At 54.2% G+C, this 18,878-nt stretch carries 11 protein-coding genes; 7 read left to right on the top strand and 4 right to left on the bottom strand.

Going from position 1 to position 18,878, the window contains the following annotated elements; genetic code table 11:
* Positions 1-35 precede the first annotated feature (35 nt).
* Both glgC and K0H80_RS05850 read left to right on the top strand, forming a co-directional pair.
* Positions 36-1,310 (top strand): glucose-1-phosphate adenylyltransferase, encoded by a 1,275-nt coding sequence (gene glgC, locus K0H80_RS05845; RefSeq protein WP_011864973.1) that lies wholly within the window; start codon positions 36-38, stop codon positions 1,308-1,310.
* Positions 1,303-2,952, top strand: coding sequence for a glycogen synthase (locus tag K0H80_RS05850; RefSeq protein WP_220073399.1), 1,650 nt, complete (start codon positions 1,303-1,305; stop codon positions 2,950-2,952). Before glgC ends, K0H80_RS05850 begins: the two co-directional genes overlap by 8 nt.
* Positions 2,953-3,094: 142 nt before the next feature.
* Here the strand turns inward: K0H80_RS05850 and K0H80_RS05855 are convergent, their stop codons facing one another.
* Complete coding sequence (locus K0H80_RS05855; RefSeq protein WP_220073400.1) at positions 3,095-3,568, bottom strand: LabA-like NYN domain-containing protein; 474 nt, start codon at positions 3,566-3,568, stop codon at positions 3,095-3,097.
* 192 nt (positions 3,569-3,760) lie between these two features.
* On the opposite strand from K0H80_RS05855, the gene K0H80_RS05860 reads away from it, so the two are divergent.
* Positions 3,761-5,356 (top strand): tetratricopeptide repeat-containing sulfotransferase family protein, encoded by a 1,596-nt coding sequence (locus K0H80_RS05860; RefSeq protein ID WP_220073401.1) that lies wholly within the window; start codon positions 3,761-3,763, stop codon positions 5,354-5,356.
* Between the two features lie 153 nt (positions 5,357-5,509).
* Here the strand turns inward: K0H80_RS05860 and K0H80_RS05865 are convergent, their stop codons facing one another.
* Both K0H80_RS05865 and K0H80_RS05870 read right to left on the bottom strand, forming a co-directional pair.
* Positions 5,510-6,661 carry an aspartyl/asparaginyl beta-hydroxylase domain-containing protein gene (locus tag K0H80_RS05865; RefSeq protein WP_220073402.1) on the bottom strand — a complete coding sequence of 384 codons (1,152 nt, stop codon included), beginning with the start codon at positions 6,659-6,661 and terminating at the stop codon, positions 5,510-5,512.
* A gap of 16 nt (positions 6,662-6,677) precedes the next feature.
* Positions 6,678-7,757 (bottom strand): sulfotransferase family protein, encoded by a 1,080-nt coding sequence (locus tag K0H80_RS05870; protein WP_220073403.1) that lies wholly within the window; start codon positions 7,755-7,757, stop codon positions 6,678-6,680.
* Positions 7,758-8,081: 324 nt separating this feature from the next.
* Here K0H80_RS05870 and K0H80_RS05875 point away from each other — a divergent pair, with 324 nt between their 5' ends.
* The 4 genes from K0H80_RS05875 (at position 8,082) to K0H80_RS05890 (ending at position 17,478) form a co-directional block, all read left to right on the top strand.
* Complete coding sequence (locus K0H80_RS05875) at positions 8,082-9,308, top strand: efflux RND transporter periplasmic adaptor subunit (RefSeq protein WP_220073404.1); 1,227 nt, start codon at positions 8,082-8,084, stop codon at positions 9,306-9,308.
* The gene (locus K0H80_RS05880; RefSeq protein WP_220073405.1) at positions 9,308-12,412 is read left to right on the top strand and encodes a multidrug efflux RND transporter permease subunit; all 3,105 of its coding nucleotides are present in this window, start codon (positions 9,308-9,310) and stop codon (positions 12,410-12,412) included. The genes K0H80_RS05875 and K0H80_RS05880 overlap by 1 nt, the downstream gene beginning before the upstream one ends.
* A gap of 1,103 nt (positions 12,413-13,515) precedes the next feature.
* Positions 13,516-17,085 (top strand): pilus assembly protein, encoded by a 3,570-nt coding sequence (locus tag K0H80_RS05885; RefSeq protein WP_258406241.1) that lies wholly within the window; start codon positions 13,516-13,518, stop codon positions 17,083-17,085.
* Between the two features lie 81 nt (positions 17,086-17,166).
* A complete protein-coding gene (locus K0H80_RS05890; protein ID WP_220073407.1) occupies positions 17,167-17,478 on the top strand; it encodes a TapY2 family type IVa secretion system protein in 312 nt (103 codons plus the stop codon).
* A gap of 92 nt (positions 17,479-17,570) precedes the next feature.
* Here the strand turns inward: K0H80_RS05890 and K0H80_RS05895 are convergent, their stop codons facing one another.
* Positions 17,571-18,701, bottom strand: coding sequence for a PepSY-associated TM helix domain-containing protein (locus K0H80_RS05895; RefSeq protein WP_220073408.1), 1,131 nt, complete (start codon positions 18,699-18,701; stop codon positions 17,571-17,573).
* Positions 18,702-18,878: the final 177 nt, after the last annotated feature.

The following is an 18,878-nucleotide window of genomic DNA, read 5'->3' on the forward strand; positions in this document are numbered from 1 at the left end:
ACTGGTGTGTTTTTTATCTCAAGGAGTGAGTACCTATGCCTAACATGAATCCTAGCCCACGTTATATCAGTAATTTAACCCGAGAAACCTATGCATTAATCTTGGCCGGGGGGCGAGGTTCACGTCTGCATGAATTGACCGACTGGCGCGCCAAGCCATCGCTCTATTTCGGCGGCAAGTTCCGCATCATAGACTTCCCGCTGTCTAACTGCATCAACTCGGGCATTCGCCGCATCGGTGTGGTGACCCAGTACAAGTCGCATTCGTTGATCCGCCACGTGATGCGTGGCTGGGGCCACTTCAAGAAGGAGCTGGGGGAGTCGGTAGAGATCCTGCCCGCCTCTCAGCGTTATTCCGAGAGCTGGTATAAGGGCACCGCCGATGCGGTATTTCAGAATATCGACATCATACGCCATGAGCTGCCCAAGTATGTGATGATCCTCTCTGGCGATCACGTCTATCGCATGGACTATGCGGGCCTGCTGGCCGCCCATGCCGAGTCGGGCGCCGACATGACGGTCTCCTGCCTCGAGGTGCCGGTGGCCGAGGCGGCGGGTGCCTTTGGGGTGGTCGAGGTGGATGAGCGCAACAAGATCCTCGGTTTCGAAGAGAAACCTGAGCTGCCCAAGCACCTGCCGGAAAATCCCGAGATGTGTCTGGCGTCTATGGGCAACTATGTGTTTAACACAGAGTTTTTGTTCGAGCAGCTCAAGAAAGATGCCATGAACGAGAACTCGGATCGCGATTTTGGCAAGGATATCATCCCGTCGATCATCGAGGGGCACGAGGTCTACGCCCACCCCTTCAGAAGCGGCTTCACCGATGAAGAGGCCTACTGGCGTGATGTGGGCACTTTGGATTCCTTCTGGCAGGCCAACATGGAGCTGCTATCGCCCACCCCAGCGCTCAACCTCTATGATGCCAAGTGGCCCATCTGGACCTTCCAGGAGCAGCTGCCGCCGGCCAAGTTTGTCTTCGATGACGACGAGCGTCGCGGCATGGCGGTGGACTCCATCGTCTCCGGTGGCTGCATCATCTCGGGCTCGACCGTGAGACGCAGCGTGCTGTTTAACGAGGTGCAGGTCTGCTCCTACTCCACGGTGGAAAACGCTGTGGTGCTGCCTGATGTGGTGGTGCTGCGTCACTGCCAGATAAAGAACGCCATCTTAGACAGAGGCTGCATCATCCCCGAGGGTACGGTAATCGGCCACGACCATGACCACGACAGGGCGCGGGGCTTTAGGGTCTCGGAAGGGGGGATCACCCTGGTGACCCGTGACATGTTGGGGCTACCGGTGGGTTATGAGTAAGACGCAGGGGGAGAGCGCCATGAAGCGCGTGTTGATGGTCGCCGCCGAAAATGGCGCGCTCAAGGGCGCCAAGGTGGGCGGCATGGCCGATGTGATCCGCGACCTGCCAGGCGCCCTCTATCCGCAGGGTGTGTGTAGCGATGTGATCATGCCAAGCTATGGTTTTCTGCATCGTCAGCAGGGGGCCGAGCCCCTGGGTGAACTGGTGGTCGACTTCTATGGCCAGCCCCACTGGCTGACCCTCTACCGCGCGGCGCATCCCTGTCTGCCGGAGGTGAACGTTTTCTTGTTGGATCATCCACTGTTCGATCAGGGGGGTAAGATCTACACCCCGGGGGCGAGCGATCGCCCCTTCGCCGAGGACGCCAACAAGTTCGCCCTGTTTTGCCTCGGGGTCGCCAAGGCGGTGTTGTCCGGCTTAATGCCTAGGCCGGATCATCTACATCTGCATGACTGGCACTGCGGCGTGCTGGCGCTGGTGCGCGCCTTTGCCCCCGAGTATGCCGCGCTGCAGGCGATCCCCTGTGTGCTGTCTATCCACAACCTGGCGATTCAGGGGGCGCGGCCCTTAACTCAGGAGCACTCCTCCTTGCAGGCCTGGTTGCCGAGTCTGTTTGCCTCGCTTGAGCGTGACGCGCTCAATCAGGTGATCGACCCCAGATACCCACAGTGTTTCAATCCGCTGCGCGCCGCCATAGTGCTGAGTGATCGCGTGCATCTGGTGTCCCCCAGCTATGCCGAGGAGGTGCTGCGTCCCTCATCGCCCGACAAGGGGTTGTTTGGCGGCGAAGGCTTAGAGGCGGACCTTCAGCAGAAACAGCAAGCGGGCGCTCTGCATGGCATCTTAAACGGCTGCGAGTATCCGAGTAAGTTGAAACGCTCGGGTCAGCTCACTAAGCGTCAGGCGCTGCTCAGGGGCAACACAGACAAGCTGTTGCCGCTCATCGATAGCGCCGAGCAGGCGATACAAGGTTGGCTATGCCAGACGCCTTGGGTGCGCAGCGTCGATCAGCAAGCGCTGATGGCCCTTGCCCGGCTGAGGCGACAGTCGGAATTTCAGGATGCCCCCAGGCTGCTGCTGACCTCTGTGGGGCGCCTGACGGATCAGAAGATGGCGATCCTCTGCTATCGTGACCAGCAGGGTATCAGCACACTAGAACATCTGCTAAAGCTCTTGGCGGATCATGCGCCTAATGGCCTGATGGCTATCCTGGGTAGCGGCGATCAGGCGATAGAGGCGCAGCTTGCAGAGCTCGCCGGGCGCTATCAGAACCTGCTCTTTATCAACGGCTTCGACTTGCCTCTGTCTGACACCCTGTACGAGTGCGGTAACCTGTTTATCATGCCCAGCTCCTTCGAGCCCTGCGGCATCAGTCAGATGCTGGCGATGCGGGCCGCTCAGCCCTGCCTGGTTCATGGCGTCGGGGGGCTGAAAGATACGGTGAGTCATGGTGAAGACGGGTTTGTCTTCTATGGCGACAGTCTGGCGGAGCAGTCGAGCGCCTTGTTGGACACCCTGGCGCAGACCTTGCCGCTCATCGGCAAGGAGGCCTGGCACGTTATCTGTGATAATGCCAGTCAGAAGCGTTTCAGCTGGGGCGCCTCGGCAAAACGATACTGTCAGCACCTCTACTGCCTGTAAGCCTCTGGCGATAATGACTGACCTTGAGGGACTAACGTGAGTGGTTAACGCGAGTGATTAACGTCAGGGGCTAATGTGAGGGGCTATCGTGATAGGTTAACGTCAGGAGCTAGCTTGTGCGGCTAGCTCCCGAGATGCGCGACTAGCGTAGCAGCTCACCTTCTATAGGATGAAACTGGGTGGCGGCGTCCATCAGCGCCTTGGCACTGAGCTCAGGCACGCCATAAACCTCTGTTTCTAGGGAATACTTGCGGCCAATATGTTCGAGCAGCATGGCGAAGTCGCCATCGCCCGAGAGCAAGATGACAGTATCCACCTGAGGGGCATGTTCCATGATATCTATGGTGATCCCCACATCCCAGTCGCCCTTGGCGCTGCCATCGCTGCGCTGGATAAAGGGTTTCAACTTGACCTCGAAACCGATATGTTTCAGCGCATCCTGAAACTTTATCTGGCCATCATCACCCCGGTCGATGGCATAGGCTAGCGCCGCAACTATCTCCCCCTGCTCACTAAGACGCTGCCACAGCGCGTGGTAGTTAAACTGACGACCATAGGCCTGGCGGCAGGTGTAATAGATGTTTTGTACATCGACAAAGAGGGCGATCCGTTTCAATTTGACAGCTTAGCTTGTTGAGTCATGGCTTGACCTTAACTTAGTGGCTTGATGAGGGGAAGAGGCAGAGGGATAAATAGGCTTTGTTAACACTTCGTTGCTTTTGTCTGGGGGCGATGTTTAGAATAGGCCTGCAAACCAAGATCACAGTCGCAGTCACTTAAATAATAACGATAACAACAGGAGTATGACTTGAGTCGAGAAGCGCGCTATTTAGAGGAAGCCAGAGGCTTTTATCAGAGTGGAAAATTTTCCTCTGCCGGTATCTATGCCCGTAAGGTGATTCGCAGAGAACCCAGTAATGGTGAGGCGCTGGCCTTGTTGGGTCACCTCGCTTTTCGAAGTGGTGAGCATCAAGAAGCCTTGAGTTGCTACCTAAGGGCCCAAGCCGCTGGATTTCAGGATAAAGAACTGCGCCTAAATATGGTGACCCTGCATGAGCGCCGCGAGGCCTTCTTCGATGCCGTCAACTTACTCAGAGACTTGGTTGAAGAAACGCCGCAAGATTTAAGCCTGCAGCTTCGCCTGGGCATAAACGCCAGCCGCACCGGCGATATGGCGACGGCCGAGTCGGCGCTACTTGCTGCGTTAGCGGGTGATGAGCAGGCGGCGCAGGCAAGCCTGAACCTTGGGCATGTCTACAAGGCCAAGGGGGACACAGATAAGGCCGCAGCCTTCTACCATGATTATATTCGTTTGGCGCCCAGTCAGCAGGCGACCGCCTACTGGAGTCTGGCGGATCTGAAAAACTATCGGTTCACCGAGCAAGATGAAACTGCTCTCAAGGCCAATATTGCTGCCGAGGAGTTCTCTCAGGCGAGTCAGTCGCTATTTCATTTTGCCCTGAATCGTGTCTATGAGCAGCGCAAGCAGGGTGAGCAGGCCTTCGATGCGGTGCGAATGGCCAACCAGCTGATGCGTCCACTACGCCCCTTTAAGAGAGAGGCCTTTACCCGCTTGGTCGATAGCCTCAAGTCGGCTGAGGTGAAGCCGCGCGGTGAAGAGACTAGCGGGCCTTGGACACCTATCTTTATTGTCGGCATGCCGCGCTCGGGCACCACACTGTGCGAGCAGATCCTGGCCAGCCATTCTCAAATTGCGGCGACAGATGAGCTGCCCTTCATGGAGCGTCTGGCATTGAGTCTGGAGATGAAGGGAGGCTATGGCGCCATGTTGCCCCGGCTGTCAGATGAGCAGATAGCCCAGATGCGCCAGCAGTATATTGAACAGGTGAACCAGTATCTCCAGGCCCAGGGTGAAGCGTCGCCAAGCCTAGTGCCAAGCCTTGTGATAGACAAGAACCCCAACAATTTCATCCATATTGGTCTCATCAAGACACTGTTTCCTGAGGCCAAGATCATCAATGTGATCCGCGATGCCAGAGACAACGCCATGGGGGTCTATAAGCAGCACTTTAGCCATGGTCATGACTACTCCTACCATCTGGATGATATCTGCCACTATTGGCAGCTATATCTGGAGTTGATGGCCCATTGGCAGCAGGCCTATGGCGATAGCTTGTATCACCTCTGTTTCGAGCAGTTGGTGAAGGCGCCGGATCAGCAGATCCCGGCCATGCTGGAGTATGTCGGTCTAGCGCTCGAGCCTGCCTGTCTTAAGTTCTATGAGTCAAAGCGTAGCGTGCTGACTCCTAGCGCCAGCCAGGTTAGACGGCCGATGAACGTTAAGGCGATAGGTCAGAGTGAGGCCTACGCGGCATTCATTCCCAATGCCTATCGTACCCTGACCGAGATTGCCGATAGGGCCCACAAGAGCTTCTTGAGTTGACGTGGCGTTAGCCAAGCTTGTTGAAGTAAAAGTTGACTAAAACAAAGGGCGACACAAGTGTGTCGCCCTTTGTTATATGGCTGAAGCCGATTGGCTAACGTTAACGGCCATCGCTAACGGCCAGCACGAACGGCCATTACGAACGCCTAGAGGTTAGTTAAGCTGACCGTGGCACTGCTTATATTTCTTGCCAGAGCCGCAGGGGCAGGGGCTGTTGCGAGTCAGTCCGGGCTCGGGTTGCTGTTTCTTCATCGTGCTAGCGACTGGCGACGATGGTGCGGGTCTTGTTTGTGAAGATATGGGGGCGCTGGGTGTTGACGTAGGTTGAGGCGCGGCTGTATTTATCTGAGCCAATTCAGGGCTCATGGCCGGCCCCATGATCAGATGCACAAGTATCTTCATCGCCGACGTCTGACTGTCCACCATCACCTGCTGTTCCAGCGGTGCCGCCTGCGCCAAAGTTTGTTGTCGCAGTCGATGGAAGGCGTCCCAGCCGGCCTTATCATCGCCAAACTGTGACCAGAGTGCCTGCCAGTCTAGCGCGAAGTCATTGAGTAACTTGATAAAGGCCTGAGTTGCCACTGAGCTATTGCCCGTTGCGCTTTGGATCTGAGCAGTCAGCTCCTGGGTTAGCAGACGTACCTCGCTGGGGGGCATCACCAAGGGGAAGTTCACCTTCTCCGTGATGATCTCTGCAGATTTGTCTGGAGTGTAACTCAGGTGTTTAGGCTTAAAGCTTGGGTCATCTAAGTTGCCATAGGCCAGCGATGCCTCGTTGACCATCTGCCAGAAACGACTCGAGCCCATGGTGTCGATAACCAGATGCACCCGCATTTTGTCACTCTTGTTCATCACCTTATGGTATTTCCAGGAGTCGAAGATCCAGCATTCTCCCTCGCCCATGTGCACCTGCTTATCGTCGCAGTGAAACTGCACCGCCTCGTCTGTGACTATGGGGATATGGATACGCACCCGGTTGTGCCAATGGTAGTTGATGTCGCTGTGCAGGGGCACCTCGCAGCCGGGGGCTAGACGCATCAGACGAGAGCGACCAATCACCTCGCCGAAGGAGGCGATCACCTGTTGAAGATAGGGGCTCTGTAGCAGCGCCGGAGTGGGGCTCATAGGGCCCTTAAATTCGTTGTTAAAGCTGCCGCCGACCGAGATAAGGGCGATGGCCGAATTGCCTTTAAAGCTCTCATGATGGGCGCGCCAATCATCGTCATCGAAGGCGGCTAGCTCCTGTTGCAGGCGCTCGACATCGAAACTCAGGGGCAGGCGGTAGAACTCTTTCGCTAACTTCATAATCTCTCTTGTATCCCTATTGCAGTTTGCCGTGGCAGGCCTTGTATTTCAGCGCAGAGCCGCAGGGGCAGGGGGCGTTACGAGCGGTATTGGGGTAGCAAATGCTCGACCCCTCGGTTAACTGGGGACTTGCTTGTTCAGGCTTGATTTCTTCCCTGTTCTGGGTAGTTGACGCTGGAACCGACGCCGACGTTTGTTGGTCCTCTGGTGGCGAGGGTAGATTTGTTGCAAAAGGCATTATGTCTCGTGACGCCAGTCGCTGATTTATCTTATGCAGGCAAGCCTGTGTTTGCGGCCAGATAGCGGCGATGGCCGAATAGTTGGCCAGCCATTTATCGGCCTTAGGGGCCGAGACTGTGTAGCGTGAGTGAGGCAGCTTGCCTTCGCATCGCTCGGCTAGTGAAGCGTCTAAGGGTAGCTGGCAGAACTCGACTATCTTCTGGGTGGTGCCCTTAGGATCGGCAACCAGATCATGATAGCTGACTAAGTGCCAGCGCTCTTGGGGCAGCTTGTCCAGCGAGGCCATGATGTGCTCGTTGGCCTGACACCACTGAAAGCTGGCGACCTGTTCTAGTGGCTTTCCTCTGAGCGCCTGCCAACCCGGAGGCAGCAGGAGTGACCAGTCGCCGCCCCAGCCGGGCAGCCCAGGGTAGGTGCGAAAACGGCCGCTGCGCCAGGCCTGCATTATGCTGGCAACATTTTCCTTGGGGTCCCGCACCAGATAGATGAAGCGGGCGTCGGGAAAGAGCTTAGCGAGAAAGTCGATACGTAGGCTGTTTTTTGGGGTTTTCTCCAGAAAGCGGATCGGTCCCAAGCCTTTTTGGTAGGGTTTCCCCTGATGATCTCTTAGTGCGGCCTCGAAGTCAGCCTTGAGCTGCTGGTCAATATCCGCATCCCAGTCGCTGATATCCAGCGCGTTGGAGGCAAATCCCTTGGCGGTGATATTGAGCTGCCTATGCTTTTCTATTACTGCGTGGCTCTCGCCACCAATGGTCCAGAGTGATTCGCTATGGCTTAAGAGTTCAAAAAGCAGGGTGCTGCCGGATCGCGGCGCCGAGATGATGATAATGGGTCTATCGAAACAGGATTGATGCAACAGCGCCACCTTCTGTAGGGTGTTTTGATATTGTTATGGTGGCTTTACTTTAATGTTATTGCAGAAAAACTCAAGTGGGCGGCTTGTTTGGCCGTTCCAAGTTATGGCTCTGGTAGAGGGGATGCGCAGGGTTCAACAAAAGTGAAGTCTGGGCGCTTGAATGAGTTTTGGCGATAGGTAGATGCGGGCCGACACATCTGCTTGCATTCTTACGCTTCAATGAATGTGACGCTTTGCGCAGCTTTACATTGCTTTACCCACCTAAGGGCGGCGCCATTTTACAATAGGGGCTGTCGAAAAGCCCATGGATAAGATACCGCCCCAATGGATAAAAAATACCTGTACATTCCCCTTGGCGTGCTGGCGCTAGCCGCCTTGCTCAACTTTGTCGTTGCTGCCAATCAGGCCAAGAATCAGTCGTCAACAACTCAGCCCCAAGTTGTAAATGGCAAAGCTACTAATGCTAACACAGCTTATGTCAAAGCTGGGGCCAGAGCCGTACCGATTGCCAGTGCCCGGGTCGAGGCCCATGAAGTGGCTCAGCATCTCTCATTGGTGGGCAAGCTTGCCGCCAATCGCTCGGTGCAGATAGCTGCCGAGGTATCGGGTAAGGTGCAGGCGATCAACTTAAGCGACAATCAGGCTGTGTCTCAGGGGCAGGTATTGGTGCATCTCGAAGATGCCAAGGCCAAGGCAAATCTTGCAGAGGCCAAGGCCTATCTGAACGATGAGCAGCGCAAGTTAGGCGAGTACAAGCGACTGATAAAACAGCACGCCATTACCCAGACAGAGATAGATGCTCAGCTGGCCAGCGTCGATATCGCCGAGGCCAGGCTCCAGGCCGCTCAGGCGGATCTGGATTATCACAGCCTCAAGGCCCCTTTCGACGGCGTGATCGGGCTGGTGGACTTTAGTCTGGGCAAACTGGTGAGTGTGGGCAGCGAACTGGTTAGCCTAGACGATCTCTCCAGCATGCGTCTGGATCTGCAGATCCCCGAGCGTTATCTGTCGCAGATCTACCTAGGCATGCCAGTGGTGGCCAGCAGCAGCGCCTGGCCCGGTGCCCAGTTTCATGGTCAGGTGGTGGCCATGGCGCCGCGGATCAACCCCGAGACCCTTAATCTTAAGGTGAGGGTGAATTTCGACAATCCCAGCCTTCAGCTCAGGCCCGGTATGTTGATCTCGGCGCGGCTTAATTTTGCCCCTGTGACTCAGGCGGTAGTGCCGGTGCAGGCGCTGGAATACTCAGGCACCAAACGTTTCGTCTATGTGATCGATGGCGACAATATTGCCCGCCGCACTCAGGTGACCCTGGGGGCGCGTATCGACGATCAGGTGCTGATCGATGATGGCTTATTCTTGGGCGACAGAATCGTGGTCAAGGGGCTGGTCAACATGCGTGATGGCATCAAGGTGGAAGATGTTGAAGCCGGCCAGCTCGCCGAGGGGGCGGGAGGCAGGCGTTTGACTCAGACCCAGATTCAGGCTCAGACCCAGACTCAGACTCAGGTTCAGACAGGTGAGACTGACACCGCACGGGGGCAGAGCTAATGTTGCTATCAGATGTGTCGGTAAAACGCCCCGTGGTGGCGATCGTCTTAAGCTTGCTGCTGTGTGTATTTGGTCTGGTGAGTTTCTCCAAGCTGGCGGTGCGAGAGATGCCGGATGTGGAGAGTCCCGTGGTGACTGTGATGACCAGTTACAGCGGCGCCTCGGCCAGCATCATGGAGAGTCAGATCACTACAGTGCTCGAGGATGAGCTGACGGGGATCAGCGGCATCGACGAGATCACTTCTGTGACCCGCAACGGCATGTCGCGCATTACCATCAGCTTCGATCTGGACTGGAACCTGACCGAAGGGGTGAGCGATGTGCGCGACGCCGTGGCCCGCGCACAGCGTCGTCTGCCGGACGAAGCCGATGAGCCCATCGTCTCCAAGGATAATGGGTCGGGTGAACCCTCCGTTTACATCAACCTCAGCTCTAGCACCATGGACAGGACTCAGCTGACCGACTATGCCCAGCGGGTGCTTGAGGATAGATTTAGCCTGATCACCGGGGTGAGCTCGGTAAATATCTCCGGCGGCCTCTACAAGGTGATGTATGTGCAGTTGGATCCTAAGTTGATGGCCGGGCGCGGGGTGACCACCACAGATATTACCGATGCGCTGCGCAGCGAAAACGTGGAGAGCCCAGGCGGCGAGGTGCGCAACGACACGACTGTGATGACGGTGCGCACCGCCAGACTCTACCTGCACCCTGAAGACTTCGATTACCTGGTGGTGCGAACCGCCAGCGACGGTAGCCCCATCTATCTCAAGGACGTGGCGCGGGTGTTTATCGGCGCCGAGAATGAAAACTCCACCTTCAAGAGTGACGGTGTGCCTAACCTGAGCCTGGGGATTGTGGCGCAGTCGGATGCTAATCCTCTGCAGGTGGCGCAGCGGGTGCACGAGGAGGTGGATAAGCTCCAGAAATTCCTGCCCGAGGGCACTCAGCTGTCGGTGGATTATGACTCGACCGTCTTTATCGACCAGTCTATCGGCGAGGTGTACAACACCCTCTATATCACTGGGGCCCTGGTGGTCTTGGTGCTTTATCTGTTTATCGGTCAGGCGAGAGCGACGCTGATCCCTGCGGTGACTGTGCCTGTTTCGCTGATCTCGGCCTTCATCGCCGCCAACTACCTGGGTTACTCCATTAATCTCCTTACCTTGATGGCGCTCATCCTGGCTATCGGCCTGGTGGTGGATGATGCCATCGTGGTGGTCGAGAACATCTTCCATCATATTGAGCGGGGTGAACCTGCGATTCTGGCGGCCTATAAGGGAGCCAGAGAGGTGGGGTTTGCCGTGGTGGCGACTACCGCCGTGCTGGTGATGGTGTTTCTGCCTATCTCCTTCATGGATGGCATGGTGGGGCGTCTCTTTACCGAGTTTGCCGTGATGCTGGCCATGGCGGTGATCTTCTCATCGGTTATCGCCCTAACCCTGACCCCAGTGCTTGGCAGCAAGCTCCTCAAGCGTAAACACAGGCCCAATGCCCTTAACCGCCTGATGGACAGCGGTTTCGCTCGACTCGAAGCCTGGTATCGCCGCGCCGTGGCCTGGGCGGTGCGTTACCGCCTTGCGGCGCCTGTGGTGATTGTCGCCTGTGTCATAGGTAGCGGTCTGCTGATGAACCAGGTGCCGGCGCAGCTGGCGCCCCAGGAAGACAGAGGGGTGATCTTCGCCTTCGTCAAGGGCGCCGAGGGCACCAGCTACAACCGGATGACGGCCAATATGGATATCGTCGAGCTGCGCCTGATGCCACTGCTTAGTCAGGGGGTGATCAAATCCTTTAGCGTACAGGCGCCGGCGTTCGGGGGACGGGCAGGGGATCAAACCGGTTTTGTGATCATGCAGCTAGAGGATTGGCAGGCCCGTGATATCAACGCGCAGCAGGCGCTGGCCGTGGTGGCTAAGGCGCTTAAGGGGATCCCGGATGTCATGGTGCGGCCCATGTTGCCCGGCTTTAGGGGCAAGTCCAGCGAGCCGGTGCAATTTGTGCTGGGCGGCAGTGACTATGATGAGCTGTTTAAGTGGGCGAGCGAGCTTAAGGCGATCGCCGATGCCTCGCCAATCGTCACGGGGGCCGATCTCGACTATGCCGAGACTACCCCAGAGCTGGTGGTGAGCGTGGACAGGCAGCGCGCCGCCGAGTTGGGGATCAGCGTGGCTCAGGTGTCCCAGACGCTAGAGGTAATGCTAGGTGGACGCAGCGAGACCAGCTTTATCGAGCGCGGCGAAGAGTATGACGTATATCTGCGGGGCAAGGAGGAGAGCTTTAACAGCATGGCGGACCTGAGTCAGATCTATATGCGCGCCGCCAACGGTGAGCTGATCACCCTAGATGCCATCACCCATATCGAAGAGGTCGCCTCGGCCCATAAGCTAAGTCATACCAATAAGCAGAAGTCGATAACCCTCAAGGCCAACCTCGGTGAGGGCTATACCTTAGGTGAGGCGCTGGACTTCCTCGATGCCAAGGCTATCGAGATCTTACCCGGCGATATCAGCATCAGCTACACGGGGGAGTCGAAAGAGTTTAAGGAAAATCAGAGCAGCGTCATGCTGGTCTTCGGCTTAGCGCTGCTGGTGGCTTACCTGGTGTTGGCGGCCCAGTTTGAGAGTTTTATCAATCCGCTGGTGGTAATGCTGACGGTTCCCATGGGGATCTTCGGTGGCTTCATCGGTCTCTATCTGATGGGGCTTGGGCTCAACATCTATAGCCAGATCGGGATGATCATGCTGATCGGCATGGTGACTAAGAATGGCATCTTGATCGTCGAGTTTGCCAATCAGCTCAGGGACAGGGGCGCCTCGCTGGAACAGGCGATACTGGACGCCTCGGCGCGTCGCCTGCGCCCCATTCTGATGACGGCCTTCACCACCTTGGTCGGTGCCGTGCCCTTGATTCTATCGAGTGGCGCCGGTTCTGAGAGCCGGATCGCCGTGGGCACTGTAGTGTTCTTCGGCATGGCGTTCGCCACCCTTGTGACCCTGTTGGTGATCCCTGCCATGTATCGGCTGATCTCGGGTCGCACCCGCTCACCTGGCTTCGTCGCCGCCCAGCTTGAGACCGCCATCGCCAAACAGCAGGCTAGTGGCGCCTGAGTGGCTGATTGTTAGATTAGACGACTCGATGCAAGAGTGACGCTCCTGTCTTGCCTCTGTGTGAGATAGGGGCAAGACAGAGAAAAGGCAGAGACAAGACCTTCACTGTGTTTCATCTGATCCTTAGGGGGTAAAGGTAAAATGCCTTTCACAGAGAACTTGTCTCAGTGCCAATGCTGTCGAGGTCGATGTTGAGCCGGTTGACCCTGTAAGTTGCCAACTCTTGGCTTGCTAACTTGTTTCCTTAAATACAGAGAGTGTTATTCAAAGGCATTAGTTAGGAAGAGCAGATTTAAAGATGGAGCTGACTCATTGCCGATGAAATTGAGGCGTTGGATTATCTTTTACTTATTATTTCACATTGATAATCGTTTCTAAATTTGTTGTTTTAAAGATGATTGTCATAAAAGGTGATTGTCATAAGAGATGATTACCTCAAACAATTTATTAGATTAATTTCATATTTCTATGTTTGGCCTAAATAGCCATTAAGTTGAAAAATTTACATCTTAAAGAAAAAGTGAATATTTCACAGGCTTTGCTGATTAAATATTCATCAAGATGGCTGATATGGCGCAAGTGTCATTAATACGACGGCTGACTCTATCTTGTTTTCATCTGACTAGTTGTTTAATTAACGCCATTTTATTTAAAATAAATCCTTTTTGTTCAGATGTTTAATTTGTGTTTGAGTTTTTGCTTTAGTCTAAGTTTGTTTGTTTATTAAACTGGTCATTCCAGTGTCAATAAAATAGCACTCTTGCTGGCTAAGTTCGCTATTCATTCAAAACGCGATGTTCCTCCTGTTTGCATGATTCAATTTGGTTAAAAATGTTGCATTTTGTATCAATGGCGTGTTAAATCCGCTTTCTATCGCACTTTTGTCTCATCTTGTATTGCCAAATTCATGCTTCCGGCTAGTGTTCTCTTGTCTGAAAGTCTGTCTTTGGCTGATAGCCTTTGTCATCTAGGATTGAGAGTTGAGCCGTGGGAGTGGGGTAGGGGGTCATTTAAAAAATTAAAAAATTAAAAAAATTTGAAGTAATAGGTTTAGTGAAATGGATATTTTGCGCGCTGGTCAGTCTGCTCTGGCAAATATCATAATGCAGCGAAAGGGAGAGCTTGTGAAAAGCTTTGTTGCTCTATTGACTGCCATCATGAGTCTTCTCTCGGCTTCTTCGTGGGCCGACGATACCGAGTTATATGTCTATGAGGCGAGCGCCCGTACTGGGGCCAGGCCACAAATCCTGATCATCTTCGATAACTCTGGCAGTATGAGCACCAAAGTCTATGACGTGGATAAACCTTATACGCCGGGAGCTGGGGGCGGCTCGCGTTACAATAATGGCAAGAAAGGGATGCTCTATTACGTAAAAGGTGATCAGGGTAAGAATAAGTTGCCCGACCCCGATGACCCTAATGAACGACGTAAATTTTCAGGCACCATCAATAGCTGCGGTAGCTCCTGGGAGTTCCTGAACGACTATGGCATCTTTACCGGTTTCTTCCGTAAGTATACCTTTAGCGGTGCCAACGGTGGCTGGCGTGAGTTTGGCGATAACAATGGTCTGAATGCTAAGGCGGTGGATTGCTACGAAGATATTCAGGAAGGCAATTATCTTAATGCTAAGGGATTAACCTCGGGGCTACCTGTCGATAGTTTGGGATCTCCCACCACGCCTATCATGTATAACAATGTCAGCAGTAGTTCGAGTGATAGCATCAAGAAGACCGCCAAGGAGCAGGCGCAGCTTACCGGCTTTGGTACCGGGCGGGTGCTCACCGTGTATACCGAGGATTACCTTCGCTGGCATCACAATGCAAACAAGAAACAAGAAGATAAAACTCGCTTAGAGCTGGCCAAAGATGCGATTAAAAACGTCATCTTAACCACCCCGGGAGTGGATTTCGGCCTGGCAATTTTCAACATGAATGGCCCAGATGACACCCTATATAATGGCCGTAACGGTGGGCGCATCATCAAAGCCATTCAGACCCTGACGCCAGGGCAAAAAAAGACACTACTCAGTGGGGTTAAAGATATTGAGTATGGCTGGAACACCCCCCTGTGTGAAACCCTTTACGAGGCCTATCGTTACTTCGCCGGTAAGTCTGTGGAGTTTGGCGATGATGATAAGGATTATACCTATGAATCATGGGGCCGATGGGTAACTTATAGAGCCAATAAAAATGATAGTTTGGACAAGGATGCGCTTGTTAAGGGAACAAATACCTATCAATCCCCCTTTAAGAAGTGTCAGAACAACGCCTATATCGTCTTCATAACAGATGGGGAACCGACCCTAGACAGCGCCGCCGATGTGGAAGTCAAGAAGTTAACCGGTGGCGTCGACAAGCACAGCACCAGTTACATGAGCGCGCTCTCAAGCTGGATGTATCGCAAAGACGTAAACCCTAACATGGATGGCGATCAGCATGTGATCACCCACACCATAGGCTTCAGTGAGGGGGCGAAAAATGCAGAAGATCTGTTGAAGAAGGTGGCAAGCAAGGGGGGCGGAAGCTATTTCGATGCCACCGACGCGACTAAGCTGCAGGGCTCAATTCAACAGGCGGTGAATGAGGTGTTGGCCAACAGCGCAAGCTTTACCTCGCCTTCTGTGGCCAGCAACAACTTTAACCGTACCCAGACTTTTAACTATGCCTATTACTCCATGTTCCTGCCGGACAGAGGTCCGCGCTGGACGGGGAATATCAAGAAGTTCAAAGTCGCCGCCAATGGGACAGTTTTGGACGCAGAGGGTAAAATAGCGCTGGGTGATGACGGTAACATCAAGGACAGTGCCTGCTCCTTTTGGACGCCCAAGAAGCTTTGTGGCGATGGCAACGATGTGCGCAAGGGGGGCGTCCTGTCGGCGATGCAGAGTGCCGATAGCCGAACCCTCTACAGTAATTTGGGGGGAGGAATGGACACGCTCAGCCTGTCGGCGGCGGCCAAGAAGGCAGGTGGCCAGGAAGACCTGGCCAATTTCATGGGTGTTGATAAGAGTCAGCTTACTAACCTATTCGATTGGGCCAAGGGGCTGGATGTGGACAACGATAAGAACCAGACGACCATTGCCGATCCCGCCAAGAACTGGCGCAATGACATCATGGGTGATGCCCTACACTCTAAACCTTTGGCATTGAACTTTGGCAGTAAGTCTAGCCCGGATATTCGTATTTTGGTTGGTACCAACCATGGCTTCATGCATATGTTCAAGGATGACACCACTGCCAATGAAGTTAGCGAGAGCTGGGCCTTCATGCCCTACGAACTACTGCCAAATATTCAGACCCTGAGAAACAATGTGCCGACGGGCGTGCACTCAGTCTATGGTATCGACGGCTCTCCAGTGGCCTATGTGAAAAATGGCGCCTCAGGTGTAGAAAAAGCCTGGCTCTTCTTCGGCATGCGTCGCGGTGGTGATAGTTACTATGCCCTGGATATCAGCAACCCTGATTCGCCAAGCTTCAAGTGGCGTATCGATGCCAGCTCGCCGGGCCTGAGTGAGCTTGGACAATCCTGGTCGACACCAGTGGTGACCACGATTCGCAGCGCCAGCGGCACGGAAAAACCTGTGCTCATCTTCGGTGCTGGGTATTCACCTGCGGGTAAAGATGGTAAAGACCTTGGCACTAAGGATAACAAAGGGCGTGGCGTGTTTATCGTCGATGCCGATACCGGCAAACTGATCCATCAATTTGGCGTAGGTGGCGGCACGGCCCTGCCAGGGATTCAGGACAGCATTCCTAGTGGTGTGGCGGTACTCGATGCCAGTGGCGATGGCAATACCGACCGTATCTATGCGGTCGATACCGGTGGTAGTGTCTGGCGCATGGATATGCCAAGGGCGGATAAGGCCAGCTGGTCAGCCTTTAAGTTTGCCGATCTAGGTGGCAAGTCGCTGCTGCAGAATCGTCGCTTCTACTCGGCCCCAGTTGTGGCGCAGACCATGATTAACAATGTCTCAGTGGTTGATTATACAGTCAATGGCAAGACTACTAGGGTAACCACGAGTCAGAATGTGCCTTACGATGCCGTGGTGGTGGGTAGTGGCCACAGGGCGGCGCCGTCCGATATCTCGCGCGAAGACATGTTTTTTACCCTACAAGATAGAAACGTGGTGACTCAGACCTTCGGCGGCACGGGCAGGCCTAAGGCGCCAGCGCCTTTGACTCTTAGCGACCTCTACGAAACGACCAAGTTGAAGGCTAATCAAGCGCCGGACAAGATTGCTATTAGTAAGAAGCGCGGGTGGTATTTTAAACTTCCTGGGCTTGGTGAGAAGAATCTGTCACCGGCGACCATCATTAACGGTCAGGTGTTCTTCACGACCTTTGTACCGGGTACAGCAGCGAGTAACAACCAGTGTTTAACGTCGGGCATGGGCTTTCTCTATCCCTTTAATCTGCACTATGGAACGAGTAACTACACGTCGGTCGCTCTAGAGGCGGGTAACTTGGTATTAGACACTCCTCAGCTGGTGATCCCTGCCGACAATAAGGGGGGACAAGGAAAGGATGGTGATGCATACATGTATCTGATCGGCATAGGTAACGCCGCCGAGAAGATGGAGAAGGTTAAACCCGACGACGATTGCCCCGCCGGAGATAATCGCTGCATAGGTGGCCGACTGCGTGCTCATAAGATCTACTACTATAGCGAGTAGCAAGTGGTCAGAAGCAAATTACACCATTGACTAAAAGAGGCTGAGCGCCTAGCTACTCAGCCAAAGAGTGAGAGGAATAGCGTGAATAAATTAATTTTGCTGGTGCTACTGGCATTAAGTGTAATAGCCGGGCCGCTCAAGGCCGAGCCGAGGGAAGACTACAAGTGTTTTATTGAGACCAATGAGGGGCAGGTTCTGGTGCGTTTCTCCTGGCAGCCCAGTAAGGCACAACAATATAAAAAGCAGCTCGTCGGTAGTCAGCTGCCTGCGTTACCGCACACGGACGGTAAGCCCATGACGGTGAAGCGCGTCTATGAGTGTGCCAAGAAAGAAGAGGCGTTTAGTACCAGTCAGGGCCGTATATTAGAGCACAATTGGCCCATGGAAGGTTAGTTGCCACTAAGAGTGTCATCGAGAGTGCTATCGAGGCGTCATAAAAAAGGCCGGGTTATTACCCGGCTTTTTACTTCTCAAAGTGCCAAGTATCAAGCCTTGACCAAGCCTTCTTTAACGTCTCGTTTGGTTGGAGTGTCTATTGGCCGCTTGGCATGGCGCCGAATTTGCGGTTTACGCCGCGCCTGCCACATCAGGTAACCGGAAAGGGCCATCAGGCTAGGTAAGAAGCCCACCACACACCAGATGATTTTGCTGACCAGTCCGCCGAAGTTGCCGTAATGTAGCGGACGGAAACTATCGACAAATTGATAAAGCGCGCCGGCCTTGGTGGCATCGACACTGGCGCTGAGCTGCCCGGATTTATCATCGAAACTGACGATAGAGCCATAGTCGCTGCGAAGTGCGCCGCGATCTTGGGCGGCGCCAAAAAGGTGGATGCCGGCATAGCTCTTGTCGGGGAAACGCACATAGTGGGTCTGAAAGCCTGGGATCACCTGAGTCGCATGTGTCAGCAGTGCATCCATATCCAGCTGCTTGTTGTAGTAACTCTGGGTGATGATTAGGGTCTTGGGGTCGGGTTCGTGCCACTCCTCGACGATGTGCTCTATGTTCCACCAGGCACCGGTGAAACCCAGGATCAGGAACAGTGGCGCGCCTATAATCCCCAGCATCTTGTGGCTATCGCTGAGAAACAGGCGCAGGCTCTTGCCCCATCTAAGGGTGAAGAAGGTTCGCCAAAACTGACGGTGTAGTATAAATCCAGATAAAGAGAGCAAGATCAGCAAGATAGATACTAATGCGGTAACCGCTAGCCCCAGATGATCCGCAAGCAGGGTGTAGTGCAGCTCCAGCAGCCAGTCCAGCAGGTAGTGACTCAGGCCGACAGGTTGGCTCAGTAGGCTGCCTTGGCTTGGGTCGACAAACAGAAGTTGCCAGTCGTAGGTACCTTGCTTGGCGACATAGAGCTTATCTGCCTCGCCGGCGTTAGCCGCAAACTGCCAGCCAAGAATTTCATGTTGCGGTAACGCCTCGTCAGCCGACCTCAGTAGCTGGGTAAAACTTAGGCGGGTCTCGCTGGCGGCGAGCACCTTTTCAGGCATCAATAGGTGTTCGAGCTCGCTCTTAAACACCAACACACTGCCGGTCAGGGCGATGATAAAAAGTGGCAAGGCGGCGAAGAGTCCGAGCCAACCATGCCATTTCCATAGGAGACGACGCATTAGATTGTTACCTTTTGTTATGGCGCCATTGCCATGCTCCACGCTGTGTGAGCGGCAGGGCAGAAGAGTAAAAATCGCAGCTTAACACTAATGAGAATTAATTTCATTCTCAACTTGTCGCATATGGAAATGGGTCACACTTTGGCTAAAAACAGTTGGCTAAAAACAATGGATGAA

The sequence above is a fragment of the Shewanella aegiceratis genome, from assembly GCF_019457495.1.
Lineage (GTDB): Bacteria > Pseudomonadota > Gammaproteobacteria > Enterobacterales > Shewanellaceae > Shewanella > Shewanella loihica.

What these genes read in the sequence shown, in the direction of transcription:
- glgC (WP_011864973.1), top strand. Translation starts at nt 36, where the DNA reads ATGCCTAACATGAATCCTAGCCCACGTTATATCAGTAATTTAACCCGA.
- K0H80_RS05880 (WP_220073405.1), top strand. Translation starts at nt 9,308, where the DNA reads ATGTTGCTATCAGATGTGTCGGTAAAACGCCCCGTGGTGGCGATCGTC.
- K0H80_RS05850 (WP_220073399.1), top strand. Translation starts at nt 1,303, where the DNA reads ATGAGTAAGACGCAGGGGGAGAGCGCCATGAAGCGCGTGTTGATGGTC.
- K0H80_RS05875 (WP_220073404.1), top strand. Translation starts at nt 8,082, where the DNA reads ATGGATAAAAAATACCTGTACATTCCCCTTGGCGTGCTGGCGCTAGCC.
- K0H80_RS05865 (WP_220073402.1), bottom strand. Translation starts at nt 6,661, where the DNA reads ATGAAGTTAGCGAAAGAGTTCTACCGCCTGCCCCTGAGTTTCGATGTC.
- K0H80_RS05885 (WP_258406241.1), top strand. Translation starts at nt 13,516, where the DNA reads ATGCAGCGAAAGGGAGAGCTTGTGAAAAGCTTTGTTGCTCTATTGACT.
- K0H80_RS05895 (WP_220073408.1), bottom strand. Translation starts at nt 18,701, where the DNA reads ATGCGTCGTCTCCTATGGAAATGGCATGGTTGGCTCGGACTCTTCGCC.